Genomic DNA, 25179 nt, shown 5'->3' with positions numbered 1-25179 from the left:
TGTTGATGTATATTATCATATCACAATTTTGCACAAATAAAACATACCAAAATTAATGTCTTTTCTTGACCTAATTTAATATTAAAACCCGCATAGCGGTCAACCATGCGGGTCTTTAAAAATCAGTATTCAGATCATCCCAGAATATCTACATATTCTCCCTCCAGAGCCTTATTCATGCTGCGTACGGCGCAGAATTTGCCACACATAGAACATGTGTCATCGTACTCGGGAGACCTGTCGTCACGGATCTTCTTGGCCGTCTCGGGATCGAGTGCACACTCCCACTGCTTATCCCAATCGAGAACTCTTCTCGCATCTCCCATTGCATTGTCTCTATCCATAGCGTGAGGGATCTTCTTGGCGATATCAGCGGCGTGAGCTGCGATCTTGGACGCTATGATTCCCTGCTTAACGTCATCGACATTGGGAAGTGCAAGATGCTCGGCGGGTGTAACGTAGCAAAGGAAGGCTGCTCCGGAAGCTGCTGCGATGGCGCCTCCGATAGCAGAAGTGATGTGATCGTATCCGGGTGCGATATCGGTAACAAGGGGTCCGAGTACATAGAAAGGCGCACCCATGCAGATCGTGTTCTGAATCTTCATGTTGGCTTCGATCTGATCCATAGGAACGTGTCCGGGACCTTCTACCATAACCTGTACGTCTTTTTCCCAGGCTCTCTTAGTGAGCTCTCCGAGTCTTACAAGCTCTTCTATCTGGCAAACATCGCTGGCATCGGCAAGACAGCCGGGTCTGCACGCATCTCCGAGTGATATGGTAACGTCGTACTCTCTGCAGATCTCAAGAATATCATCATAGTATTCATAAAAAGGATTCTCGTTTCCGGTCATGCACATCCAGGCAAATACGAGTGATCCGCCTCTTGAAACAATGTTCATCTTTCTCTTGTGCTTCTTGATCTGCTCTATTGTCTTTCTTGTAATTCCGCAGTGAAGTGTGACAAAGTCAACTCCGTCCTCGGCATGAAGTCTTACCACATCAATAAAGTCCTTGGCTGTGAGCTCCGCAAGATCCCTCTGATAATGAATAACACTGTCATATACCGGAACCGTGCCTATCATCGCGGGACACGACTCCGTGAGCTTCTTTCTGAAAGGCTGTGTATTTCCGTGACTTGAAAGGTCCATGATAGCTTCAGCTCCCATGTTGACCGCAGCCATAACCTTCTCCATCTCGATGTCATAATCCTTGCAATCCCTTGATACTCCGAGATTTACGTTGATCTTTGTTCTGAGCATCGATCCGACGCCTTCGGGATCAATACATTTGTGGTTCTTGTTTGCGGGAATTGCAATTTTCCCCTCGGCAACAAGTGCTCTTATGAACTCCGTGTCACGATACTCTTTTTTCGCAACTGCCTCCATTTCCTTTGTCACAATACCCTTGCGGGCTGCTTCCATCTGTGTTGAATACTCTCCCATTAAATACTTCTCCTATTCTGCTTTTTTATTTTTTTAACTACCGTTTTTCCATATATCATAGGTATACGTAGTCGTTGTAAACCGGCTGAAGTCCTTCGCTTTCAATATCTTCATACATTCTGTCAAGACTTCGTCCGTCAGATATTTCAAACTGTTCATCTCCGGATTGTTCACTTTTTTCTTTTCCCGAATACTTCTGTTCGTGGTCTCCGATTCCTGTCGATACTCCCGCAGATACCTTGGTTGCCGCGATCTTCACGATGCCGTTTCTAAACTCAGCCGTTTCCCTGGACGAAACCGTTATTCCGCAGAAAGGCAGGAATATCCTGTATGCGCACAGTATCTGACAAAGTTGCTTCTCACCCACATCAAGCGGATTGATAGTCTCGTTGTTTATGATCGGTCGTAGTCTCGGACAGGACAAAGACATCTCTGCGTAAGGATATTTCCTTTGCAAAAAATATACGTGAAGCGCCGAAGCAAGTGCATCTTTCCTAAAATCCGAAAGTCCCAAAAGCGCCGAAAAAGCTACGCCTCGCATGCCGCCCATAAGCGCCCTCTCCTGTGCATCAAATCTATAAGGCCAAACTCTTTTATTTCCCATAAGATGAAGCTGTTCATATCTGTCCGTGTCGTACGTTTCCTGGAACACCGTGACATAATCGACACCGCACTCATGAAGATACTTATAGTCTTTGACATTCACGGGATAAATCTCAACTCCGACCATTCGGAAGTACTTTCTCGCAATCTTGCACGCTTCTCCTATGTACTCAATATCCGAGTTGACGGGACTTTCGCCTGTAAGTATCAGGATCTCCTCCATCCCGCTGTCTGCGATAACCTTCATCTCGTGCTCAATCTGCTCATACGAAAGCTTCATTCTCTTTATCCTGTTATAGCAGTTAAATCCGCAGTAAACGCAGTAGTTCTCGCAATAATTTGCGATATATATCGGGGTAAAAAGATATACCGTATTTCCAAAGTGCTTACTCGTCTCGCGCTGAGCCTTCTCTGCCATCTGCTCAAGAAAAGGCTCCGCCGCAGGCGAAAGAAGTGCCTTGAAATCTTCAATCGAACATCTCTCGCTATCAAGAGCTCTTCTTACATCTTTCGCCGTATACTTGCTGTAATCGTAAGACTCAAAGTGCTCCATTACATTCTTGCAAACATCGGATTCGATCACGTCCATTTTTGGCAGATACGCCATGTGGTCCGTTCTGAAAGAAGGATCGTTTTCAATTCTGTGCTTGCGCTCAAGCCCCGCCTCGGACAATTCATCCGAATCAATCAAAAAATGATTTTCCATACCGTCCTCCTTAGTGTAAGAACCCTGTCAGAGGATCCGATGCACTTGCTCCGCGTGTCAGAACTCTTCCGACTCCCGCAAGATATGCTTTTCTTCCTGCTTCAATGGCATCTTTAAACGCAGACGCCATAAGTGTCAGATTTCCTGCTGTTGCAAGCGCTGTGTTTGCCATGATAGCCGCAGCTCCCATCTCCATTGCTTCACAAGCCTGCGATGGTCTGCCGATTCCGGCATCCACGATTATAGGAAGATCAATCTCGTCAATAAGAATCTGAATGAAATCCTTTGTTGAAAGACCTTTGTTGGAGCCTATCGGTGAAGCAAGCGGCATGATCGATGCTGCTCCGACTTCCTTAAGTTCTCTTGCAACATTGAGGTCCGGGTACATATAAGGCATTACCACAAATCCTTCTTTTGCAAGTATCTCCGTTGCTCTGATCGTTTCATAATTGTCGGGCAAAAGATATTTTGTATCGCGCATGATCTCGATCTTTACAAAATCACCGCAGCCAAGCTCTCTTGCAAGTCTGGCTATTCTCACCGCCTCTTTTGCATCCCTTGCCCCGCTTGTATTCGGAAGGAGCGTAACATTCTTGGGAATAAAATCCAGAATGTTCTCCTCATCCTTCGTATTTGTTCTTCTTACCGCAAGCGTGATTATCTCAGCGCCCGCATCACGTGTTGCAGCCTCGATAAGTTTCATCGAGTACTTTCCCGAACCGAGAATGAATCGGGAATTAAATTCTTTTCCTCCGATAATAAGTTTGTCTTCTGCCATTTTCCTTCTCCTACCTAAAATCTTTAGTTAAACCGTAGCCTCTCCCATCAATATACGCAGTGCCATGTGCGCTTCGTGCGCGGCACACACCATCACTCTCGAAGAGATCAGCCCGATGCCGTCGTTTACGTCACTTACGGAATCCCCCGATAAAAAGAATCTTTTTGAGATCTTTTTTGTCTTAATAAGATTGGAACTTCCAAAGCCCGCCATTCCCGAACTTGATACAAGATACTTATCGGGAGCATTTTCAAGTATCGCATTTACAAGCATTGCTTTGTTTTCTGCCTTATCAAATGCCTCGCATACTATATCCGCTTCTTTCGTAAGTTCGATGACGTTTTCTTCCGTAACTTTTACGTTGTGCGTCTCGATGATTATATATGGATTTATTTCTTTTAAATTATTTGAAAGCGCTTCAGGCTTAGGCATACCGACCTGATCCGCCTTGTACTGCTGCCTGTGAAGGTTGGATATATCAACCTTGTCAAAGTCGATAAGAATCAGCTTCCCAACACCGGCTCTTGCAAGACATATCGCAATGTTGGATCCGAGCCCGCCAAGTCCGCATATTGCCACGGTTGCCCTGTCGAATTTCTTTTGATTCTCTGCACCGTGCCGCTCTATAAGCGCATTGTAGAACTCATCTCTTGTCGGTATCATATCAGCCGCCTCCTACAAAGCTCACAACTTCTACGATATCTCCGTCCTTAAGAATAGTTATGTCGTAGCATACCTTAGGTACTATTTCTTCATTTATCTCAACAGCGACTCTCTCCCTGTCGTAGTTGAGTTCTGAAAGAATCGCAGAAAGCTGCTTATTTTCATATTGGTATTCTTTTCCGTTAATTTTGACCATGTTCATTCCTCCATACCATATGATCCAGCGGTCCCGAACCCTTGCCCAGATTAAGTCCCGACGCGATCGCATCAGAGATATATGCTTTTGCATTTCGTATAGCATCTTCGAGATTCAAACCAAGTGCAAGGTTTGAAGCTATCGCGCTTGAGAGTGTGCATCCCGTTCCGTGAGTGTTGCTGCTCTCAATTCTTTTTCCCTCGAACCATGTGATCTTCCCGTTCTCATAAAGTACATCACTGGCATCTTCAATGCTGTGACCACCCTTTAGAAGAACCGCGCATCCGCTTTCATTTCCAAGCTCTTCCGCCGCTTTTTCCATGTCTTTTCTAGATGTTATTGTTAAACCTGTAAGTGTCTGCGCCTCAGGTATATTGGGCGTTATGACTCTGCTTATCGGAAAAAGAAGTCTTGCCATAACATCGGCTGTCGTATCTTTCATCAGACTGCTCCCGCTTGTAGCAACCATTACGGGATCGACTACAAGATTTTTTACCTTATACTTGGTGAGTTTGTCATAGACTACTTTCACCTGCTCCGCAGAAGGAAGCATTCCGATCTTCGCCGCATCGCACGGAATGTCGCTCAGACAAGCCTCTATCTGCTGCCCGAGAAATTCCGGCGTAGATTCCATGATTGCCGTAACCCCTGTTGTATTCTGTGCCGTCAGTGCAGTTATCGCAGTCATTCCATATACCTTGTGTGCGGTCATAGTCTTAAGATCCGCCTGTATTCCTGCGCCGCCGCTACTGTCACTTCCCGCTATCGATAAAACCACTTTCATAAAACACCTCTCAAATCAAATACTTCGTATTACAAAGCTTAAGCAGTAAATTATTACTGAATCATATTCATCTGTCACAGTTCTTCTATCGCTTTAACCAGTTCTGCCGCGGCCTTCCTTGGATCATCTGCTTTCATGATCGCGGAGACCACGCAAACTCCCGCGATCGGAATTCCTTTCAAAACTCCGAGATTGTCCTTGTTAAGTCCGCCGATCGCATTGGCAGGAATCGGAACCGCATTGCATATATCATTAAGAGTATCCGTTGAAGTAAGCACGGTCTTAACCTTGGTCGTTGTCGGATAGATTGCACCGACTCCCAGATAATCCGCACCTGCTTTGTACGCCGCAAGCGCCTGCTCTACAGTCTTTGTTGTTGCGCCTACTATCTTGTCTTTTCCAAGAATCTTTCTTGCCGTCTCGACAGGCATATCGTCTCTTCCGACATGCACTCCGTCGGCCCCCGTCGCAAGAACTACATCGACTCTGTCATCTACAACAAGAGGAACATTATGCTTCCTTGTTATTTCAAGTGCCTTGCTCACCAGGTCTATGTACTCGGCTGTTGTCTTGTTCTTTTCTCTTATCTGCACAAAAGAAACACCGCCCCCGATTGCTTCTTCAAGAGCCTTAAGAAACTCTTCTTCGCTCTTTCCGTCGCTGTTTGTGACAAGGTAAAGCCTTAGCTGTTTTCTGTCTAAACCCATGTAACCTTCTTCCTCTCTTCAATGATGTCGTCATCTATTTCCGCAATGGCGTCAAACAAACGCATCAGGAACATGTCTCCCTTGGCGTTTTCGCCGCTTATTCCAAAGCCGGCCGTCGCCCATACGATCGAATCAATATCTGTTTGTATTGAAAAGAAAGCTGCGCACACGGCTCCCAGCATGCATCCCGTTCCCGTAATGCTGCCCAGCTTTTTTGTACCGTTCTCGATCACAGCTATTTTATTCCCGTCAGTCACGATATCTTTTTCACCGCTTGCAAGGACTGTAACCCCGTGCCTTTTTGCAAGCTCTTTTGCCATATCAAGTATCTCTTCAAATGTAAGTTTTTTATCTGCATCAACTCCGGATGATTTGTAAGACTCATCCAAAAGAGCTCGTATCTCCGAATAGTTGCCCTTAATAAGCAGCGGTACTTTTGGATTTCTTTTTCCGAGCAGTTCATTTACAGTCGCTCTTCTAAGCTCCGAACACGCAGCGCCAACCGCATCTATCACGATCGGAATTTCTTTTTTCATAGCTTCGTCGTACGAAGTCTTAATTGCTTCAAGCCTGTCTCTCGTTATGTTTCCGAAGTTGAGTAAAAGAGCTTTCGCACTCGCCGTTATATCACGAACCTCATCCGGGTGCTCCGCCATAATGGGGCGCGCGCCCAAAAGGAGCACAGCGTTCGCACACTGCATTATCGAAATCGGATTCGTGATGCAGTGTATGAGCGGTGATCGTTCTTTTATTTTTTTACAGATATCTAAATTCATCTCATCAACCTTTTGATCATCAAACTGCTTTTTCTTCAGTAGTTTTGTTTTCTTTTTCAGTGTGGATGTCCCTGACTTCATCAGAGCCGTTTAAGCTGTCCTGAATTTTTCTGAGCATTCCTGTCGCAGCAAGTCTTTTAAGAAGGAGGTACGCGATGCTGCCTCCGATGAGTGTTCCCATGATAAAAGAAGGAACATAAAAGAAAAGTGTCAAGCCTTCTTTACCCCAAAGATATGTCATAACAGGATATGAAACGATCGCGCCGATGATTCCCGTTCCGATGATCTCACCAAGAACAGCTGCGATTATCTTTCCTTTGGAAACCTTGTATAGGATTCCGGAAAGCGTTGCTCCAAACACAGCTCCCGTAAGCGCAAGCGGTGGAATTCCCATTGTCATCATTCTGATGATACCGATGAGAACCGCGCATGTAAGCGCGTAAACAGGCCCCATAAACACAGCGCACGTGATGTTGATAAGATGCGCCATCGGGCACATTCCCTCAACTCTGAGGATCGGAGAAATAACAACTCCGAGCGCTACAAACATTGCCAGTGTTACCATTTTGAGTAGTACTTTTGAATTCTTCATAAGAGTCTCCTTTTGACGGGCCTGTAAATGCACACCGGTACGCAAGCCGCATCAAGGAGCTTTCCTTTTTTGTAACAAAAAAAGCGGAGGCTCCCGTCCGGTAAGCTTCCGCATTAGTTTCCTATATTTAAGGCATCCCTACGTTGGCATTATCCAAATCAGGTTCTCGGTCGAAGGTCACACCTTCCTCTCAGCCTGTAATACAAGCTCCCGTCTATAAAATTTTTATTCAACTATGTTTATACACCATAGCGAAAGTAATTACAATAGCAATTATAATCTTTTGCCGCAGTATGGACAGAATACAGCATCGCTTGGAAGCTTCTCTCCGCACCTTGTGCAAAATGCCACTCTGGACTTAGCTCTTGATCCGGATCCGCGTTTTGAATCCGAACCGGGTCCGTAAGCAAGCTTAGCAAGTTCTTTATCCGTACGCTCATCTACGTAGTCATCATCCAGATAACCGTCTTCTTCACCACGTCTGGGAGGTGCTACGCGACGTCTTCCGGCTTCATCTCTTCGTCTTGCTTCGGCTCTTCTGCGTCTTTCCTCTTCTTCCTCACGCCAAGCCTCTTCCTCAGCACGTCTTCTCTCTGCCTCAGCGCGTCTCTTCTCCTCTTCGGCGCGTCTCTTTTCCTCGGCCTCTCTTCTTGCCTTTTCTTCAGCCTCTCTTCTTGCTCTTTCCTCGGCTTCTCTTCTGGCCTTCTCTTCGGCTTCTCTTCTCGCTCTTTCTTCCGCTTCCTTACGGGCAGCTTCTTCTGCAGCCCTTCTGGCTTCCTCTGCGGCTCTTCTTTCTTCTTCCGCCTCAGCGATCAGATCTTCGGGAACAGGCCATCCGCAAGATGTACAGATCTCATCCTCAAAGACAATAGGGGCTCCGCACTTAAAGCAGTATCCCATAATATCCTCTTTGGGAATCTTATTCTTTCCTACGCTTCCGGAAACATTCTCCGCAAGCTTTCCTACAGATGATGCCACCTGAGTTAATGTATCCTTGACATCCGGACCTGCAAAGCGCGCCAATAAGTCATCCTCAAGATAAACAAATCTAAGCAGCACCAAAACAGATAATGTAATGATCATAAGCAAGACAATAATATCAAAAACAAACCAAGCTTTTGATTTAAAAGCAAAATCATTCTTTGCTGCCGCATTACTTGCTATAGCTCTACTGATGACTGTAAAAAACAGATCTGCCGCCGCGCAGGCAACTACAATCTGAGTCACTCTCTCCTCAGTGATCTGTCTGATAAAAAGAACTACAAAAATAGCGATAGGTAATAAAAGGCAAAGTAACAGTATAAACTGAGGCTTTACCAGAGCCTCTCCGTTGTACTTAATACCGCCTACCAAATTCATTGTCGAAACACCGACCTTCTGCTCTGAAAATGACATCGCAAACGTCGGGCAAAAGAAAATAATAGTAACAATTACAGAAAGAACTCTTATTATATTCTCTGCTGTAATCACAGGTTTCCTTGTGATTTCTTTCATTGTCTCTTTCCTCCGATACGTTGTTTTAGACTTCCGTCATTGGATTTGTTTTATTAAAACAAGTTTAAAATCCTTTAACATATTACAACATATCGTATCGATTCGTCAATGTTTGGCGATAATCGCAGCAGCAATCGGAGGTTCAAAGCGTTACACAGAGCTTCATTTCCACTCGGATGCAAATTCCAAAATCTCGCGGTTTAATTCCTGCTTTCTGTCATTTAAAAGAAGCAGCTTATTGTATTTATAATATGCTTCGTTACCGGTTTCTCTTACGAATTTCAAACTGTGATAAGCATTGGAAAGTTCGGTTAAGAAGATTACCATCTCCTGGCTTCCCGTAAGGGATTCGGGATTGCCGAAAGCTTTTTCCATAAACTCAAAAGAGTTGGTAAGGTGCTCGCCTGTCGCCTTGATCTGCGCCTGTCTGTCGGTCTCACGAGAAGTGAACCACTTCTTTGCGGCGTCGACTGCGTTTGAAGAAACGCCCGCGTCGTTCTGCGCATTTGCGCCTGCTGCCGTGGCTTCCTTCAAACACTCTCTAATCGCAGCCACAGCAAGTCTTCTCTCGCTTTCTTCCTCGCGATTTAGAAGTCCTGCTTCCGCGTCATGCGCGGTCTTCTCTTCCAACGCGGCAATCATGTCGGAAAGACTTCCTTTTTCGCCGCTCCGTTTTTCCTCGCTTCCGTCTGCGTCGCCTGCGCCATCCACATACTTCTTCACCACCTCATACACAAGCTTCTGCACGGCGGCGTTCTTGGAATAATCTCTGAACTCGTCCATAAGCTTATCTGTGAGAAGCCCGATGATGCTGAGCTTTTCATCAAATGCTCCGTTCTTGATCGCCGCAAGATCTTCGGGGAACTTGCCTTCAAGAATATCGGGAATCTTATATAGCTCGTTGTATCTGTGATAAAGCTCGTAGTAATCCGCAAAGTCTCTTGCAATCTCTTTATCCTGTAAGTACTGGTCCGTAAGCTTGTTATCAACGGGAATGCCAAGCTTTTCATGAACCTTTATGACACGCGAAAGATCCTCCCAGCCTCTGGCTGTGACAAAACTCTTTCCATCGACATCGCTCTTGATACTGTAGAAATTATCCTTCTTGATTTCCAGGTATGCCATGATGGCGCCGTGAACGCCCTCTTTGTATGCATACTCTTTCCACGCATCAAAGTCCTCTTCTATCGTGATCTTGCGCACGCGGTCGAGCGTAACAATATCAAACTCCCTGACTGATTTGTTGTATCTGGCGGGATTGCCCGCAGTAACTATGATAAAGCCATCAGGAACCTTGTGACTTCCAAAAGTCTTGTACTGAAGAAACTGAAGCATTGTGGGAGCAAGCGTCTCGGAAACGCAGTTGATCTCATCAAGAAAAAGAATTCCCTCCTTAATTCCGGTCTTCTCAATCTTGTCATAAACCGAGCCCACAATCTCACTCATCGTATATTCGGTCACGGAATATTTTTTATCACCGTACTCTTTTTCAGATATCATCGGAAGTCCGATCGCACTCTGCCTTGTATGATGCGTGATCGTATAAGAAACAAGCCCGATTCCGAGCTCGTGTGCTATCTGCTCCATGATCGCAGTTTTACCGATTCCGGGAGGTCCCATAAGCAGCACGGGACGCTGCCTCTCAACAGGTATCTCATACTGCCCCGCTTCATCTTTTTCAAGGTACGCACGTACCGCGTTCTTTATTTCATCCTTCGCTTCTCTGATATTCATAGCTACCCCTTATATATACAACTTCTGCGCCCAATCAGGCACTTCGCTGTCATTATAGTCTTCGTCTTTGGCAAAAACAAAAGCCGTCTCGTACTTAGTTGCTTCCTTCGGATAAACTCCGTATCCGTCCGTAAAATAAATAAGCCCCTTAAGATTCTTAAGTTCTTCCTTCTCGATAAGTTTCTCAACATGTGAAAAGACAGGCCTAAAATCCGTTCCGTAGCCACCTTCGACATGCACTCCGTCCGAATACTTTTTCATATCATCAACAGAAAGAATCACGTCATCTCTTTTGACCTCATCATCACATTGGATCACATGTATCTTGATCTTCCTAAAGAAATTTTCTCCGGACAAAAGAATCGATGCAGTCTCGTTAAGGAAACGTTGAACCAGCCCATCCTCGCAGGATGCGGAAGTATCGATCGCTATCACAAGCTCCTGAATCTTTTTAACTTCGCGATGCTCGTTCTCTTCAATAAGAGGCATGTTCCCATACATCTCAATTCCAAACGTATACATTCCGTAGTCAAAAGAGTCGGGATCTATGATAGTCTCTTCTCGAACAACCATGAAATCATCCAGAAAATCGCGGTAGTCAGTCCTTCCGGTATTCTCATATTTCAAAATATAAGAAAGCTTTCCGATCCTGTCACTTGCCTTTTTGCCAACGGTTTCTATCTCGGTCTGAAGGCGCTTACTTTCCTTCTCCCAGTCTTTTTCCTTATCTTCGATAAGCTTCATGCGATTCGGCGAAATGAAATGCACGTTGTCATTTTTCTTTTCGTCTTCATCAGCATTCGGATCATCCTTGGGAAGCCTTTTCCAAAAGCCGTGATCATCCGCCCAAAACTCTTTTTCCAGTTTCTCGAATTCGTCATAATCTTCAAAAGGATGCTCCTCGGAAAAATAGCGATAAAGCTTCTCCACCGTAAGAACCTTCACATCCCGAGAAAGCCTCTCATACCAGCCGTCCCGATAATCGGATGAGATCCTGTAAATGCACTTATAATCCATGTCATCGAGGATCGACTCGACGACTATATCCGCGCACAGATCATAAAGCCGCTCCTCCTCGTATCTTCCCGATGTGTACATATGCCTGAAAATGCAATGCATAAGCATGTGCATATAAGTCCTGTTAAGCCTTGCCGGCTCCTCGGTAAACAACTTAAATAAATATGACGGATTGAATCTTATGCTGACCGCGTCCGTTCCGACACTCGTCGTCGAAAGATCCATCTCGTAAGAAAGACTTGAAAGCGCCGCGCTCATAAATCTCATGGCAATATAGAGCTCGGTTCTCGACGCATCCAAGACCCTGCAGCCCATCTCGCTAAGCTCTCTCTTTTTCTTACTTCCCTCAGCCATCATAAAATAAACTCCGTCGCCATTCCCGCAGTCTCTGCACCCGCATCCATAAGTGCCGCGGAAAAAAGAGTCTTCTCCTTGCCCGCAGCATATTCAATAGCCTTGTCGATATCGGCATCTTCAAGGACTTTCTGCGCATCCGCGCATCTGTATGTCAAAAGAGCCTTCATAAGCTCCAAACTTTCATCTTCATTAACGTCATCTATCAGACGACAAAGAATCCCCGCGCCGTTCTTTCTTACATACTTCTCATAAACGGCTCTGTAGCCTTCAAGAAGCTCTTTGGGAAAAAGAAGTCTTCCCATAGCTATACTCTCCGACAGCGCATTTCCGTCGATGACCGCTTTGTCAAAAAGCCTGTCGTATTCTCTGTAATCAATGCTCCTTCTGTCGACGCACTCTCTGTATGCATAGCCGGAGCCCGCGATTGAAAACTGTATGGTTCGTGCCATGGTATTCTCATTAAAATCATAGACAAACTCAGGGAACGTAAGCCTCGCCTCATCATAGCCGGCATCCGTCTTAATATGTATCCTGAACTCAAGCGTTCTGTCGCTGTCAGCAAGAAAATTTCTGATAACCTCGTACCATCCCGAATTAACGGTAATATCGATTATCTTAAGTTTGTCGCACTGCCTGCACACTCCGTCATAATAATCATCGAGACTGTCGAAGATACTTATCTTCTCAAGATTCTTGCAATTATGAAAAGCAAATCCGTATAACGTCTTAACGCTCTCGGGAATCTCCACACTTACTATATCTTCTCTTCCCGAAAAAGAGTGGTTTCCTATCGCCTCGACAGAAAGCCCCTCTATTGTTTTGGGTATAACAAGCTTCTCTCCGTTTCCTTCATAGCCCGTTATCTCAATATATTCATGACCGTCTTTTTTACTTTTCTTTTTCTCGTATAAAAAAGCCATCGTTTAACCGTTCTTATTTCTTATGCTTAACCTTTATGGTTATCGCCTTGTTTATAACGCTTATATCCGTTTCCTTGTATGCACCGCCAAACTCGCCGTCAACTGTCCATTCGCACTCTGTCTCTGACATAAACTTTACTTTTTTAACCTGCTTGATCGTTATCAGATTGCTGCTCTCAATATTGGTCGCAAGAGCCCCGAGGATTTCATTAAACTCCACGATATTCTTGGGCGCATGAATAAGTAAAAGCTCCATCTCACCGTCATCGAGTTTAACGTCGGTCTTTCCGAATATATTCATGCCTCCGATGGAACCCGAATTACATACCGCTCCGAAGACATAGTCATCCTCTATAATTTCGCCGTCTATATCTATCTTCATATGAGAGTTGTAGCCAAGGCTCTGCGGAAGTTCTGAAATAGCACTGATAACGTACGCAGCATATCCAAGGATATTTTTAAGATCCTGATCGGTAGCATAGCTGACCTTGGAGAAAGCACCGAAAGCAGCAACGTAGTTAAAATATCGGTTATTCATCTTGCCTACGTCGTACGAAAAAGGATAGCCGTCCAAAGCCACCTCAAGCGCAGATGCGTGAACACTCGGGATTCCCAGTCCCTTGGCAAAATCATTGGTACTTCCTGCGGGAATATATGAAATAACAGGTTTGTCCTTTATATCCATAACTGCGCCGACAACATGATTAAGCGTACCGTCGCCGCCACTGCAAACTATTTCATCAACCTGTCCGTCATACCTTCCTATTATTGTCTCGGAAGTAAGTCCGGAACCGGGAATTATCGGATAGACGATAGGCTCATAGCCCCTCTCGGCCAGACCTGTCGCTATCGCAAAGGTATTGTTTCCGGCTTTTCCCGTTCCCGCTGATTTATTTATAAGTACCAGTGCTCTCTTTCCCATAAACATTTGCCTCATTTATTTCTTTTTATAAATTCTGTAAGTATATGTGATGTCAAAGTATACCTGCTCATCACTTTCCTCAACGAGTTCCCAGTTGGGATCCTTATCAAGGTTGGGGAAGTATGCATCAGCCTCGTATGCCTTATCTATAAAGGTAACGATCGCAGTATCGCAGTCATCGATGAACTGCTTGTATACTGTCTCTCCGCCGATGATATAAACATCATCCGAATTCTCGTTCTTAACAAGCTCCATAAGCTCATCTCTGTTATGTGCTACTTCAGCATTCTTAACCGTATAATCTTTTCTTGTCGAAAGAATGATATTTCTTCTGTTCGGAAGAACTATCTTCTGAGGAAATGTCTCAAGAGTTTTTCTTCCGTAAACGATGGTATTACCTGAAGTTCTGCGTCTGAAGTTATCCTTCTGATCCGCAGGAATGCTCACAAGGAGCTGTCCCTTATTTCCTATTGCCCAATTGCTGTCAACCGCAACGATAGCTTTCATAAATTCTCCTCCCAAGTTCAAATTAATCAAATAAAAGGCGTCCCGACACACTGTGTCGGTGACACCCTTTATTATACATTTACATATTTGAATTATTCAATGATGAATGATATACGCATTTATGACTTTTGACACCTATATCATTCACATCATTCGAAAACAACATTGCCCCAAGTATCTTCGGGGATAAGGCTGATGTAAGTCTTACCTGTGTTGATCTGAAGCTCATCGCCGTTCTCATCAAAGAACTTTGTAACACCTGTCATGCTGTCCTTAACCCATGTGATATCCTTGGCAACACCGTTTGTGAGGTACCAACCGTTTCCGTTACCGATACAGTTGTAGATAAGATATCCGTTCTCATCAAGCTGGTTAAATGAGCAGTTCTGAAGGATTACGTTTTTGAATGAAAGAGGTGCATTTGTCTCGGCATCCTCATGGCGTGCGTCATACTCATACTGCTCGTATTCCTTGGTATCCTCGTTGTACTTAAGCTGAGTTCCGGTGTGCTTGAAAGGAAGTGATACGCTCTTGGCGGGATATGATCTTGAATACTTCTCATCAAGATTGATCTCTTTGCCGTAAGGAGCAAAATTGAAGTGGCTTCCCTCGTTGGCATACTCGTTGTATGTTGTCGAATATCCTGAGTTCTTGAAATTCTTCTCAAGATCGCCCGATACAATATACTCTGTGAACTCTCTCTTCTTACCGTTGTCTACACGTGAGAAAGTACCTGAGAAATGCTCAGCCCAAGGATTTTTAAAGTAAGCATCGTTGTGGTAAGGACCACCGTCATGACAAAGCACTGCGTTCCACTCCGCTGCAAGCAGAATATTTGTGGGACGTGTACTTCTGATACTTCCGAACTGCTTGATCTTACCCCAATCCTTGACGATGCACATAAATCTTGTAATACGATCGTTCTTGGTACTGTTCATGATCTCATAAACAACATCCGCATCGGCTGTTTCAAAATGAGCAAGAGCCGTCTTCTCGTTGTCGACCATTACAGCGATAGGACGCTGATCCTTGATCTCTTCACTGATAGGCTCACCTGTTATCTCACTTAAATACATTCCCTCGGGAATCTCGTAAGATACCTCTTCTGTTGTCTCCTCTGAAGTGCTCTCTGTAGCTGCATCATTAGATGTAATGGGTTCAGCGGACAACTGTAATGATGATTCGGCACCGTCACCCTTAGAACCGCATGCAGTAAGCGCTGAAAAAGCAAGGATACATGCCATGATGGCTGCCATTTTCTTTCCGTTTGTTCTTAATAGCATTATATTTAATCTCCTTATTTTTTCAATTATAAGTTTATTTAACCCGATTATTCAAAGGCAACGTTGCTCCAACTATCTTCGGGGATAAGGCTGATGTAAGTCTTACCTGTGTTGATCTCAAGCTCATCGCCGTTCTCATCATAGAACTTGGTAACACCTGTCATGCTGTCCTTGACCCATGAGATATCCTTGGCAACACCGTTTGTAAGGTACCATCCGTTACCGCTTCCGATGCAGTTGTAGATAAGGTATCCGTTCTTATCAAGCTCGTTGAATGAGCAGTTCTGAAGGATTACGTTCTTGAATGAAAGAGGTGCATCTGTCTCGGCATCCTCATGGCGCTTGCCATACTCATACTGCTCGTATTCCTTGGTCTCATCGTTGTACTTAAGCTGAGATCCGGTGTGCTTGAAAGGAAGTGATACGCTCTTGGCAGAATATGATCTTGAATACTTCTCATCAAGATTGATCTCCTTGCCGTAAGGAGCAAAATTGAAGTGACTTCCTTCGTTGGCATACTCGTTGTATGTTGTCGAATAACCTGAGTTCTTGAAATTCTTCTCAAGATCGCCCGATACAATATACTCTGTGAACTCTCTCTTCTTACCGTTGTTTACACGTGAGAAAGTACCTGAGAAATGCTCAGCCCAAGGATTCTTAAAGTAAGGATCGTTGTGAACCGGAGGTCCTCCGTCGTGGCAGAGCACCGCATCCCACTCTGATGCAAGTATAATGTTGGTAGGACGTGTACTTCTGATACTACCAAGCTGCTCGATCTTGCCCCAGTCCTTAACGATAGCCATAAATCTTGTTACACGATCGTTCTTGGTACTGTTCATGATCTCATAAACAACGTCAGCATTGGATAATTCGTAGTGAGGAAGAGCCATCTTCTCATTGTCGACCATTACAGCGATAGGACGCTGATCCTTGATCTCTTCACTGATAGGCTCACCTGTTATCTCACTTAAATACATTCCCTCGGGAATCTCGTAAGATACCTCTTCTGTTGTCTCATCTGAAGCGCTCTCAGTAGCTGCCTCATTGGATGTAATAGGCTCAGCAGACAACTGTAAAGATGAATCGGCATTACCGTCTTCGGATCCGCATGCTGTTAATGCAGAAAAAGCAAGGACACATGCCATGATAATAGCCGTTCTCTTTCCCTTTTTTCTTAAAAGCATTTTTAATCTAGTCTCCTTTATTTTTTCAATTAATTTTTCAATTAATTGTATCTATTCTACCAAATATGCCCTATTTTTTCCACATTGAAATTGTGTTATGCTAAAAAGAGTCTAAGAAAACTAATGGGGTGATTACATGAAACTGACTTTTATTGGTGCAGACCACGAGGTTACAGGCAGTTGTCATTTTATATCTGCCTGCGGTAAAAACATTCTTATCGACTACGGAATGGAACAGGGAAAAGACTATTTTGAAAATGTTCCTCTTCCCGTTTCTGCTCCCGAGATCGATTATGTTTTTCTGACACATGCCCACGTCGATCATTCGGGCAACCTTCCTCTTCTTTATGCAAAAGGTTTCAGAGGAAAGATATTCACAACAGACGCAACGGCAGACCTGTGCAACATAATGCTCAGAGACTGCGCGCATATTCAGATGCAGGAAGCGGAATGGCGCAACAGAAAAGCTAAACGAAGCAAGGACATCCAGCAGATGGAGCCTTCCTATACAATGGAAGATGCAGAGAAGACCATCAAGATGATCATCCCTTGCAAATACGGTGATGAGATTGATGTTTGCGAAGGCGTTAAGATCAGATTTACGGATATAGGTCATCTCCTCGGTTCAGCCAGCATAGAAGTATGGCTCACCGAAAAGAACGTGACCAAAAAGATTGTTTTCTCCGGCGATATCGGAAACAAGGAACAGCCTCTTATAAGAGATCCTCAGTTTACCGAAGAAGCCGATTACGTAGTCATGGAGTCCACCTATGGTGACAGACTTCACTCGGAAGAAAGACCCGATTATATAAAAGATCTTACCGAGATCCTCGACCGCACCTTTGCAAGAGGCGGAAATGTTGTCATTCCCTCTTTTGCAGTTGGTCGTACTCAGGAAATGCTCTACTTTATACGTAAGATAAAAAAGGAAGGACTTGTAAAAACAAATCCGAATTTCCCCGTATACGTAGACAGTCCGCTTGCCGTTGAGGCAACCGAGATCTTCTCTCAGAATCAGCTTGAATGCTATGATGAAGAAGCAATGGATCTGGTAAAAAGACATATTAATCCGATCACTTTCAGAGAACTCATTCTTTCCATTACTACAGATGAGTCCCGTGCGATCAATGAAGATCCCGAACCCAAGGTTATCATCTCTGCTTCCGGCATGTGCGAAGCTGGAAGAATAAGACATCACTTAAAGCACAACTTGTGGCGTGAAGAGAGCACTATCCTCTTTGTCGGATACCAGTCAGTAGGAACCACGGGCAGAACAATAATTGACGGCGCGGATGAGATAAAGCTCTTTGGCGAAACGATCGCAGTTAAGGCCGAGATCTGCAGACTTGAAGGATTATCGGGTCACGCGGACAAAGACGGACTTATAGAATGGATACAGGGCTTTAAGAAACAGCGCCCCAAGAAAGTATTTATCGTTCACGGCGAAGACAGCGTATGTACTTCTTTTGCCAATTGCCTTAGAGACGAGTACGGATTTGATACCTACGCTCCCTACAGCGGCACGGAATACGATCTTATCTCGGGAACCTTCATAAAAGAAGGTGTTCCGATTCCTATCAAGAAAAAAGAGTCTACTCTTGTTTCGGATGTATACTCAAGGCTCAAGGCTGCAGGCGCAAGACTTATGGGTATCATTGCAAAGAGCGATGGCTTAACCAACAAAGACAAAGCCAAATTCGCAGATCAGATAAATTCACTCTGCGAAAAGTGGATGCGATAAAGAGAATGAGTAAACACAGTATTGTGCTTGCACAAAATACTGTGTTTATGAAGTGACCGAACGGACCTGAGGAAAAAAGATATGCGAATAAAATGAGCATATCGATTTCCGAAGGGACGTAGCATGGCGAAAACGAAGTGGAGCCATGCGTATATCGCATAATAATTAGATTTATAAAGGAGGAGCTATAATGGGAAAAGCTGATGAAATCTTCATCTCCATGTGCAAAGACATCTTGGAGAACGGAACATCAACCGAGGGAGAAAAAGTAAGGCCTCACTGGCCCGATGGTGCAAGCGCTTATACCATCAAGAAATTCGGTGTGGTAAACAGATATGATCTTTCAAAAGAATTCCCCATCATGACTCTCAGAAAGACGGCACTTAAGAGTGCAACGGATGAGATTCTTTGGATCTATCAGCAAAAGAGCAACAACATTCACGATCTTCATTCTCATATCTGGGATGAGTGGGCTGATGAAACAGGTTCTATCGGAAAAGCCTACGGCTATCAGATAGGTCAAAAAAGCATTTACAAGGAAGGCGAGTTCGATCAGATGGACAGAGTCATCTATGATCTTAAGAACAATCCTTTCAGCAGACGTATCATGACCAACACTTACGTATTCTCAGACCTTCATGAGATGAATCTTTATCCTTGCGCATACAGCGTAACTTATAACGTAACTCAGAAAAAAGGTGAAGATAAGCTTACTCTCAACGCTGTTCTTAATCAGCGTTCACAGGACGTTCTTGCGGCAAATAACTGGAACGTGGTTCAGTATGCGGTTCTTGTTCATATGCTTGCGCAGGTTTGCGATATGAACGTCGGAGAGCTTGTACATGTCATCGCAGATGCTCACATCTACGACAGACATGTTCCGCTTATAAAAGAGCTTATTCAAAGGAAACCTCTTCCGGCACCTAAGTTCCACTTAAATCCCGATGTTAAGGACTTCTATAAGTTCACAAGAGATGATGTTTCTCTTGAAGGTTATGAGGTTGCGGGAGAACAGCTTAAAGATATTCCGATCGCAATCTAAACAGGAGTTAAAAGATACATGAATTTAAAGGCAGAATTACCCAGGCTAAACGGCAACACACTTAAGATAATAGCGTGCATCTCTATGGTGATAGATCACATAGGTGCCATGCTTATTTATCCGCTCACAGCCGAGGGGATTCTGCCTGTTTCTATGTCATTTGAAAAGCTTCAGCTCATTTATAAGATAACTCGCGCCGTGGGAAGAAGCGCTTTCCCGATATTTTGTTTTCTTTTGATAGAAGGCTTTTTGCACACTCACAGCAAGTTAAAATACGCCATAAGTCTTCTCATATTCGGAATAATATCCGAGCTTCCTTATGACTACGCCAAGTCGGATGCCTTAGATTTTTCGGACAACAATGTCTTATTTACTCTCTTCTTGGGTCTGCTTGTCATATGGGGAATTGAACAGGTCAATTCTTTTGCAGATAAAAAGAAGCTCCACTACCTTATACCGCCCATCCTTAGCGGATGCGTATTTGGAGCGGGAGCTCTTTTGGCACATTTTCTTCATACCGATTACAGCTACAGAGGAATAGTGCTTATAACAGTGCTTTATCTTTTAAGATTCTTTACCCCGTTAAATCTGTTTGCGGGATATCTTACCATCTTTTACAGAAATAATGAGGTGTATTCCATCGTAGGATTTTTACTTCTGTATTTATACAACAGAAAGCGAGGTAAAAACCTAGGCAGATTAAAATATCTGTTCTACGCCTTTTACCCCGCGCATCTTCTTATCTTGTACTTTATCAAATTGTATCTGCGTCAAACTCTTGGTTAAACGCATGGCACGTAAGCTTATCCGAATTATGATTCTCCGATCATGCCCGACATTGCCTTCTGAGCAGCGGGGATATCAGTAGTAGATATCGTATAGGTCTGAAGCTTGTCCGTGTTGAACTTCACAATATTACCCGAACCAACCGTTGCAACAGCATACTCGGTATATCCGGAATCCTGATCACCTGTAAGGATATAAACTTCCTCACCCTCGCTTATCTCCATCTGAACTTCGACAGAAGCTTCCTCAGGCAATAAAGCAGGTGTACTGAACTCTATCTCATATGTTCCGGGATAAAATGCATCCTGAAGTTTGGTCACAGTTCCGCTGTAAGGAAGAACCCCTTCCTTCGTCATAACTGTTACTCTCTGAGTCAGTCTACTGTTAGCAGTTGATTGCGAATTCTTGCCGCTTCCGGTGTCATCACCCATAAAACTAAGAAGCGCTTCCTCCGCAGAATGGTAGATTTCCTTTTTGCCATATGAATTGCTGTCATCAATTCTGCCGGCGTACAAAAGGGATCCGATAAAACTTCCTATGGCTATCAGTGCTACGACCAGAACAGTAACAACTATTCCCTTCATTTTCATCATAGTCACCTCATATTCAATTTCAATTACAATCCGAGTTTATACTTTTTTTATAAATACTTCACAATTCAAACTGAAGTTTATCACACTTTGGACACATTTAACAATACATTTTTTTTACAAAAGATGTACTTTTTTTAGATTGTAATTTTTTATCTCTTCCAGGTTTTAAGCTTAATTACTATGAAAATAGGCAAAAGCTCGAGTCTACCCGCCAACATATCAAACATTAGCACAAATTTTGACAAGACGGAAAACTGTGAATAATTTCCCATCGGTCCGACCATACCAAGTCCCGGTCCTATGTTGTTGAGAGTGGCCGCAACTGAAGTAACAGTCGTCTGAAAGTCAAAATTATCAAGTGAAACTACTATTGTTGAAAAAATAAATGTAAGTACATAGAGTCCGAGATACGCAGATACCGATTTAACCGTGGTACCTTCTACGGTGTGTCCGTCCATGTACACCCTCTTTATAGCCTTGGGATGAACAAGGAAATTCAGCTCATTCCTAACGTTTCTGACCGTAATAAGTGCTCTTGAAAACTTAAATCCACCTCCGGTAGAACCCGCACAGGCTCCGACCAGCGACAAGATACAAAGTATCATCTTAGAGAACATCGGCCATTTATCAAAGTCCAGTGTTCCGAATCCGGTAGTCGTCATAACAGACGTAACCGCAAACAGCGCATGATGGAAAGACATGCGTCCGCTGTCCAAAACTCCCGCTCTGTAGATGTTGATCGAGATAAGTCCCGCTGCAACAAACATAACGATAAAGTAATACTTAACCTCTTCTATCGCAAAAGCTTCCTTGGGCTTCTTGTGAAGAAGGAAATAGTAAACCGTGAAGTTAACTCCGCAAAGCGCCATGAATAGAATAATAACGGATTGGCTGGCGGTAGAATAATCATTTATTCCGTTTGGAGTAACCGCAAAACCTCCGGTTCCTACAGTTGAAAAAGAAATCGTAATAGCGTCATATACAGGCACACCTGTGATGATAAGGCAGATGATCTCCGAAAGAGTGATTCCCAAATAAATAAGATAAAGGATCTTCGCTGTATCTTTTACCTTGGGAACAATCTTGCCGACAACGGGTCCCGGGCTCTCCGCACGCATAAGATGCATACTGTATCCGTCTGCAAGAGGTACGACAGCAAGAAGGAACACAAGCACTCCCATTCCGCCGATCCAGTGTGTAAATGTTCTCCAGAACTGCACACTGTATTCAATTCCGTCGAGCGAAGTAAGAATACTTCCTCCTGTTGTTGTAAGTCCCGAAACCGTCTCAAAAAGAGCGTCTACATAGCTTGGAATTGTTCCCGTTATAACGAACGGAAGCGCGCCCATAAGGCTCATTACAAACCAAGCAACCGCTGTAATGGCAAAGCCTTCTTTTGCATAAATAACTCTGCTCTTAGGTTTTTTGTAAGATCCGATATATCCGAACAAAAGTGATACGGCGGAGAGAACCAAAAATACTCCCGCACTGTCATATTCCTTGTAAATAAGAGCTACCAAGAGAGGAAGCAAGAAAAGAAGTCCCACTATTCTAAGCAGTCTGAAAAGGATATATCTTATCATTGAATAGTTCATTATTATTTCTCCAATATATCGCTTATATCTTTAAGGCCTGTAAGTGTGGTAACAACAATTACGGAATCTCTGTCTCTTATAACGCTGTCACCCGTAGGGGATATGATCTCGCCGTAATGATTGATACATGCGATCAGAATTCCCTTCTTGAGATTGAGCTGCGCAAGAGGAACGCCGATAACCGGGCTTCCGCTTCTAACGATAAATTCAAGTGCCTCAACTCTCTCGTCGTTGAGCTTGTACAAAGTCTCGATATTGCTGTCCTTGGATGCGTTCATTCCGCGCACAAACTGAACGATCCTATCCGCAGTGATGTTCTTGGGATAGATGATACTTCCTATTCCGAGCGATCCGATAATATCGCCGTAGTTAACTCTGTGAACCTTAGTGATAAGCTTGGCCTTGGGATTAATGCTCTTAACATACATCGAGAGCATGATATTCTCTTCGTCGAGATTGGTGAGCGCAACAAAAGAACCCACGCTCGTAACGCCCTCTTCCATAAGCATATCCTTATCGGTTCCGTCGCCGTTAATGATAAGTGCCTGCGGTAAAAGATCCGACAACTCCTTGCATCTTACGGCATCTCTTTCAAATATGGTAACCTTGACGCCAAAGCCTATAAGCTGCTTGGCAAGGTAATATCCCGTCTCGCCGCCTCCGACAATAATTGATGAAGGAACCTTGGCTGTAGGAAGTCCTAATTTTTTAAAGAAAGAAAGTGTATTTCTGCTTGATCCGAAAATAGTGATCTCATCACCTGCACGAAGAATAAAATTACCGTCGGGAATATAAACATCTGTGCCTCTTGAAACAACGGATACAATAACATGCTTCTTAAGATCCGAAGGTATATCCTTGAGCGCCTTGTCGCAAAGTCTGGAATCTTCTTCAACAATAAACTTAACAAGCTCCGCTCTTCCTCTTGCAAAAGTTTCTATCTTGGTAGCGGAAGGGAATTTCAAAAGTCGCTCCGCCTCGAAAGCCGCTGCCTCCTCAGGATTGATTACCATCGAAAGGCCAAGCTCCTCTTTGATGAAGTTGATCTCTTTCTTATATACAGGATTACGCACTCTGGCTATTGTATGACAGTTACCTGCCTTCTTCGCGATAAGACAGCACAACAGATTGAGCTCGTCGGAATCTGTGACCGCGATCATAAGATCGGCTGTCTCAATTCCCGCATCCTTCATTATGGAATAGCTGGCTCCGTTGCCTACTATGCCCATGACATCGTAGTTATTAACAACGTTCTGAACCACACTACTCTTTTCTTCTATAACTGTTATATTGTGTCCTTCCTTGCTAAGCTGCTGTGTAAGTGTCTGTCCGACATTACCGCAACCAACAACGATAATATGCATAAGGACCTCCCCGGTGTTATCTCAAAAATATTTATTTCTTTGCATTAATCCGAATCAAAAAATCAAAGAAACGGCTTATATCATTATATTTATTTCAGCACTAATAATCAACCGACAAGAACTTTGCAATAATTGCTCATATTAAAAACGACCGTTTTTGCAACATAAGTGTTTATGCTATTTTACAGTTTTTTAATACTAATTTCCCCTTATATTCATTGTATTTTGGCTTCTGCCAGCATAAAATCATTGTAACGGTGGAAGTTGGGCACCGTTTTTTCATTATATAAGCTGACTTCCACATAAAAAAATATAAAAGGAGACCAGGAAATGAGAAACTTTTTCTCTCGCTTTTTCCAAGGCCGCTACGGTTCATACGGAACGGATAAGCTCACTCGGTTTCTTTTGATATTGGCAGTTGTAAATCTTATTGTATCGATATGTACGCCGTTTGGATTTCTGTATTACATCGCGGTAGCCCTTCTGGCGTACAGCTGTTACAGACTCTTATCACACAATATCTCAGCAAGGTACAGAGAGAATGAACGCTTTGAAAGAGTATTAAAAAAGATAACGGGACTATTTAAGCGCACCGGTTCGGATTTCTTAATGCGCAGTAAATACCATATATACACATGTCCTAACTGCAGTCAGAAGATACGTATACCCCGAGGAAAAGGACAAATAATAATAAGATGCCCTAAATGTTTGACAGAATTTAAGAAGAAGTCGTGACTATGGAAAAATACTTGATCGTTTATGCCAGCGAAACGGGTAACACCAAACTACTGGCAGAAGAACTTTATAATGCACTACCGGTTTCCGGCTGTAAGAAAAAGATCGTTAACGTTCGCAGCTGGAACGGAAGACTTGATGCCGAAAATGTGTTTATCGGATTTTGGGCCAACAGAGGCTCATGCAGTCTTGAGATAATAGATATCATCTCATCGCTTCACAACAAAAACGTTGCCATCTTTGGAACGTGTGGTCTCGGAAACACAGACAGCTATTACAAGAATCTTGAGCAGAACGCCCTGGTTTGGCTCCCAAGTGACAACAACTATATGGGATCGTTTTTCTGCCAGGGAAAAATGCCATATCAGATCAGAAACAAATATGAGTCCTGCCGCGGAAAATGCGAGGACAGCATGATCGACTACATGCTAAGTCAGTTCGATGACGCCGCATCACATCCCGACAGACAAGATCTGTTAAAAGCCCGCATCTTTGCGGAAGAAGTTCAAAAGAAAATAAAAGAACTGGAAGCAGCGTACGCATAATGCATAAGCTGCTTCTTTTTTTATGTCCGTTTTTCCAAAAAGTCCGCAATCTTTAACCATCAAATCGCACTTTATGACTGGATAAAAAAGTTTGTTGCAATATAAAATATACT

The 25179-nt window shown here is 43.7% G+C and carries 24 protein-coding genes and 1 riboswitch; of the genes, 4 read left to right on the top strand and 20 right to left on the bottom strand.

Going from position 1 to position 25179, the window contains the following annotated elements:
* Positions 1-134: 134 nt before the first annotated feature.
* The 17 genes from thiC to BM377_RS12060 form a co-directional block, all read right to left on the bottom strand.
* Positions 135-1442, bottom strand: coding sequence for a phosphomethylpyrimidine synthase ThiC (gene thiC, locus BM377_RS12140; protein WP_092248728.1), 1308 nt, complete (start codon positions 1440-1442; stop codon positions 135-137).
* A 55-nt stretch (positions 1443-1497) separates the two neighbouring features.
* On the bottom strand, positions 1498-2751 hold the full coding sequence (gene thiH, locus BM377_RS12135) for a 2-iminoacetate synthase ThiH (RefSeq protein ID WP_092248725.1): 1254 nt from the start codon (positions 2749-2751) through the stop codon (positions 1498-1500).
* A gap of 10 nt (positions 2752-2761) precedes the next feature.
* Complete coding sequence (locus tag BM377_RS12130) at positions 2762-3529, bottom strand: thiazole synthase (RefSeq protein WP_092248722.1); 768 nt, start codon at positions 3527-3529, stop codon at positions 2762-2764.
* A 27-nt stretch (positions 3530-3556) separates the two neighbouring features.
* Positions 3557-4192: a thiamine biosynthesis protein ThiF gene (gene thiF / locus BM377_RS12125; RefSeq protein WP_092248720.1), complete on the bottom strand. Its 636-nt coding sequence runs from the start codon at positions 4190-4192 to the stop codon at positions 3557-3559.
* A 1-nt stretch (position 4193) separates the two neighbouring features.
* The gene (gene thiS / locus BM377_RS12120; RefSeq protein ID WP_092248717.1) at positions 4194-4388 is read right to left on the bottom strand and encodes a sulfur carrier protein ThiS; all 195 of its coding nucleotides are present in this window, start codon (positions 4386-4388) and stop codon (positions 4194-4196) included.
* Entirely contained in the window at positions 4375-5172 is a 798-nt protein-coding gene (gene thiD, locus BM377_RS12115) for a bifunctional hydroxymethylpyrimidine kinase/phosphomethylpyrimidine kinase (protein WP_092248714.1), read from the bottom strand. Before thiD ends, thiS begins: the two co-directional genes overlap by 14 nt.
* A gap of 74 nt (positions 5173-5246) precedes the next feature.
* Entirely contained in the window at positions 5247-5879 is a 633-nt protein-coding gene (gene thiE, locus BM377_RS12110) for a thiamine phosphate synthase (protein WP_092248711.1), read from the bottom strand.
* On the bottom strand, positions 5870-6655 hold the full coding sequence (gene thiM / locus BM377_RS12105; protein WP_177223877.1) for a hydroxyethylthiazole kinase: 786 nt from the start codon (positions 6653-6655) through the stop codon (positions 5870-5872). Before thiM ends, thiE begins: the two co-directional genes overlap by 10 nt.
* Before the next feature lie 19 nt (positions 6656-6674).
* Positions 6675-7247: an energy coupling factor transporter S component ThiW gene (thiW, locus tag BM377_RS12100; protein ID WP_092248706.1), complete on the bottom strand. Its 573-nt coding sequence runs from the start codon at positions 7245-7247 to the stop codon at positions 6675-6677.
* Positions 7248-7365: 118 nt separating this feature from the next.
* Positions 7366-7468: riboswitch (TPP riboswitch) on the bottom strand.
* Positions 7469-7520: 52 nt separating this feature from the next.
* The gene (locus BM377_RS12095) at positions 7521-8741 is read right to left on the bottom strand and encodes a zinc ribbon domain-containing protein (RefSeq protein WP_092248703.1); all 1221 of its coding nucleotides are present in this window, start codon (positions 8739-8741) and stop codon (positions 7521-7523) included.
* A gap of 162 nt (positions 8742-8903) precedes the next feature.
* Positions 8904-10475 carry an ATP-binding protein gene (locus BM377_RS12090; RefSeq protein ID WP_092248700.1) on the bottom strand — a complete coding sequence of 524 codons (1572 nt, stop codon included), beginning with the start codon at positions 10473-10475 and terminating at the stop codon, positions 8904-8906.
* 9 nt (positions 10476-10484) lie between these two features.
* Positions 10485-11849 carry a vWA domain-containing protein gene (locus BM377_RS12085; protein WP_092248697.1) on the bottom strand — a complete coding sequence of 455 codons (1365 nt, stop codon included), beginning with the start codon at positions 11847-11849 and terminating at the stop codon, positions 10485-10487.
* On the bottom strand, positions 11846-12769 hold the full coding sequence (locus BM377_RS12080; protein WP_092248694.1) for a leucine-rich repeat protein: 924 nt from the start codon (positions 12767-12769) through the stop codon (positions 11846-11848). Before BM377_RS12080 ends, BM377_RS12085 begins: the two co-directional genes overlap by 4 nt.
* 13 nt (positions 12770-12782) lie before the next feature.
* On the bottom strand, positions 12783-13691 hold the full coding sequence (locus tag BM377_RS12075) for a diacylglycerol/lipid kinase family protein (protein ID WP_177223876.1): 909 nt from the start codon (positions 13689-13691) through the stop codon (positions 12783-12785).
* Between the two features lie 15 nt (positions 13692-13706).
* The gene (locus BM377_RS12070) at positions 13707-14198 is read right to left on the bottom strand and encodes a dihydrofolate reductase (protein WP_092248688.1); all 492 of its coding nucleotides are present in this window, start codon (positions 14196-14198) and stop codon (positions 13707-13709) included.
* A 149-nt stretch (positions 14199-14347) separates the two neighbouring features.
* On the bottom strand, positions 14348-15481 hold the full coding sequence (locus tag BM377_RS12065; RefSeq protein ID WP_242948167.1) for a DUF3048 domain-containing protein: 1134 nt from the start codon (positions 15479-15481) through the stop codon (positions 14348-14350).
* Positions 15482-15528: 47 nt separating this feature from the next.
* Positions 15529-16665 carry a DUF3048 domain-containing protein gene (locus tag BM377_RS12060; RefSeq protein WP_242948166.1) on the bottom strand — a complete coding sequence of 379 codons (1137 nt, stop codon included), beginning with the start codon at positions 16663-16665 and terminating at the stop codon, positions 15529-15531.
* A gap of 136 nt (positions 16666-16801) precedes the next feature.
* Here BM377_RS12060 and BM377_RS12055 point away from each other — a divergent pair, with 136 nt between their 5' ends.
* From BM377_RS12055 to BM377_RS12045, 3 genes are all read left to right on the top strand, one after another.
* Positions 16802-18406, top strand: coding sequence for an MBL fold metallo-hydrolase RNA specificity domain-containing protein (locus BM377_RS12055; RefSeq protein ID WP_092248685.1), 1605 nt, complete (start codon positions 16802-16804; stop codon positions 18404-18406).
* A gap of 190 nt (positions 18407-18596) precedes the next feature.
* Complete coding sequence (gene thyA / locus BM377_RS12050) at positions 18597-19448, top strand: thymidylate synthase (protein ID WP_092248682.1); 852 nt, start codon at positions 18597-18599, stop codon at positions 19446-19448.
* A gap of 18 nt (positions 19449-19466) precedes the next feature.
* Positions 19467-20234, top strand: coding sequence for a TraX family protein (locus BM377_RS12045; protein WP_092248679.1), 768 nt, complete (start codon positions 19467-19469; stop codon positions 20232-20234).
* 26 nt (positions 20235-20260) lie between these two features.
* On the opposite strand, the gene BM377_RS12040 is transcribed toward BM377_RS12045, so the two are convergent.
* The 3 genes from BM377_RS12040 to trkA form a co-directional block, all read right to left on the bottom strand.
* A complete protein-coding gene (locus BM377_RS12040) occupies positions 20261-20827 on the bottom strand; it encodes a hypothetical protein (RefSeq protein WP_143104507.1) in 567 nt (188 codons plus the stop codon).
* A gap of 149 nt (positions 20828-20976) precedes the next feature.
* A complete protein-coding gene (locus BM377_RS12035; protein WP_092248672.1) occupies positions 20977-22422 on the bottom strand; it encodes a TrkH family potassium uptake protein in 1446 nt (481 codons plus the stop codon).
* Between the two features lie 2 nt (positions 22423-22424).
* Positions 22425-23786, bottom strand: coding sequence for a Trk system potassium transporter TrkA (gene trkA / locus BM377_RS12030; protein ID WP_092248669.1), 1362 nt, complete (start codon positions 23784-23786; stop codon positions 22425-22427).
* Between the two features lie 737 nt (positions 23787-24523).
* On the opposite strand from trkA, the gene bilS reads away from it, so the two are divergent.
* Complete coding sequence (gene bilS, locus BM377_RS12020) at positions 24524-25066, top strand: flavodoxin family protein BilS (protein WP_092248662.1); 543 nt, start codon at positions 24524-24526, stop codon at positions 25064-25066.
* The last annotated feature ends 113 nt before the right edge of the window (positions 25067-25179 follow it).

The organism is Butyrivibrio sp. INlla21, from assembly GCF_900116875.1.
Taxonomy (GTDB): Bacteria; Bacillota; Clostridia; order Lachnospirales; family Lachnospiraceae; genus Butyrivibrio.
The sequence above is the reverse complement of the archived record's forward strand: the minus strand, read 5'-3'. Positions and strand labels throughout refer to the sequence as shown.

Coding starts and splice junctions, on each gene's coding strand:
- thiC (WP_092248728.1), bottom strand. CDS start 1,442: ATGGGAGAGTATTCAACACAGATGGAAGCAGCCCGCAAGGGTATTGTG.
- thiH (WP_092248725.1), bottom strand. CDS start 2,751: ATGGAAAATCATTTTTTGATTGATTCGGATGAATTGTCCGAGGCGGGG.
- BM377_RS12130 (WP_092248722.1), bottom strand. CDS start 3,529: ATGGCAGAAGACAAACTTATTATCGGAGGAAAAGAATTTAATTCCCGA.
- thiF (WP_092248720.1), bottom strand. CDS start 4,192: ATGATACCGACAAGAGATGAGTTCTACAATGCGCTTATAGAGCGGCAC.
- thiS (WP_092248717.1), bottom strand. CDS start 4,388: ATGGTCAAAATTAACGGAAAAGAATACCAATATGAAAATAAGCAGCTT.
- thiD (WP_092248714.1), bottom strand. CDS start 5,172: ATGAAAGTGGTTTTATCGATAGCGGGAAGTGACAGTAGCGGCGGCGCA.
- thiE (WP_092248711.1), bottom strand. CDS start 5,879: ATGGGTTTAGACAGAAAACAGCTAAGGCTTTACCTTGTCACAAACAGC.
- thiM (WP_177223877.1), bottom strand. CDS start 6,655: ATGAATTTAGATATCTGTAAAAAAATAAAAGAACGATCACCGCTCATA.
- thiW (WP_092248706.1), bottom strand. CDS start 7,247: ATGAAGAATTCAAAAGTACTACTCAAAATGGTAACACTGGCAATGTTT.
- BM377_RS12095 (WP_092248703.1), bottom strand. CDS start 8,741: ATGAAAGAAATCACAAGGAAACCTGTGATTACAGCAGAGAATATAATA.
- BM377_RS12090 (WP_092248700.1), bottom strand. CDS start 10,475: ATGAATATCAGAGAAGCGAAGGATGAAATAAAGAACGCGGTACGTGCG.
- BM377_RS12085 (WP_092248697.1), bottom strand. CDS start 11,849: ATGATGGCTGAGGGAAGTAAGAAAAAGAGAGAGCTTAGCGAGATGGGC.
- BM377_RS12080 (WP_092248694.1), bottom strand. CDS start 12,769: ATGGCTTTTTTATACGAGAAAAAGAAAAGTAAAAAAGACGGTCATGAA.
- BM377_RS12075 (WP_177223876.1), bottom strand. CDS start 13,691: ATGGGAAAGAGAGCACTGGTACTTATAAATAAATCAGCGGGAACGGGA.
- BM377_RS12070 (WP_092248688.1), bottom strand. CDS start 14,198: ATGAAAGCTATCGTTGCGGTTGACAGCAATTGGGCAATAGGAAATAAG.
- BM377_RS12065 (WP_242948167.1), bottom strand. CDS start 15,481: ATGCTATTAAGAACAAACGGAAAGAAAATGGCAGCCATCATGGCATGT.
- BM377_RS12060 (WP_242948166.1), bottom strand. CDS start 16,665: ATGCTTTTAAGAAAAAAGGGAAAGAGAACGGCTATTATCATGGCATGT.
- BM377_RS12055 (WP_092248685.1), top strand. CDS start 16,802: ATGAAACTGACTTTTATTGGTGCAGACCACGAGGTTACAGGCAGTTGT.
- thyA (WP_092248682.1), top strand. CDS start 18,597: ATGGGAAAAGCTGATGAAATCTTCATCTCCATGTGCAAAGACATCTTG.
- BM377_RS12045 (WP_092248679.1), top strand. CDS start 19,467: ATGAATTTAAAGGCAGAATTACCCAGGCTAAACGGCAACACACTTAAG.
- BM377_RS12040 (WP_143104507.1), bottom strand. CDS start 20,827: ATGATGAAAATGAAGGGAATAGTTGTTACTGTTCTGGTCGTAGCACTG.
- BM377_RS12035 (WP_092248672.1), bottom strand. CDS start 22,422: ATGAACTATTCAATGATAAGATATATCCTTTTCAGACTGCTTAGAATA.
- trkA (WP_092248669.1), bottom strand. CDS start 23,786: ATGCATATTATCGTTGTTGGTTGCGGTAATGTCGGACAGACACTTACA.
- bilS (WP_092248662.1), top strand. CDS start 24,524: ATGGAAAAATACTTGATCGTTTATGCCAGCGAAACGGGTAACACCAAA.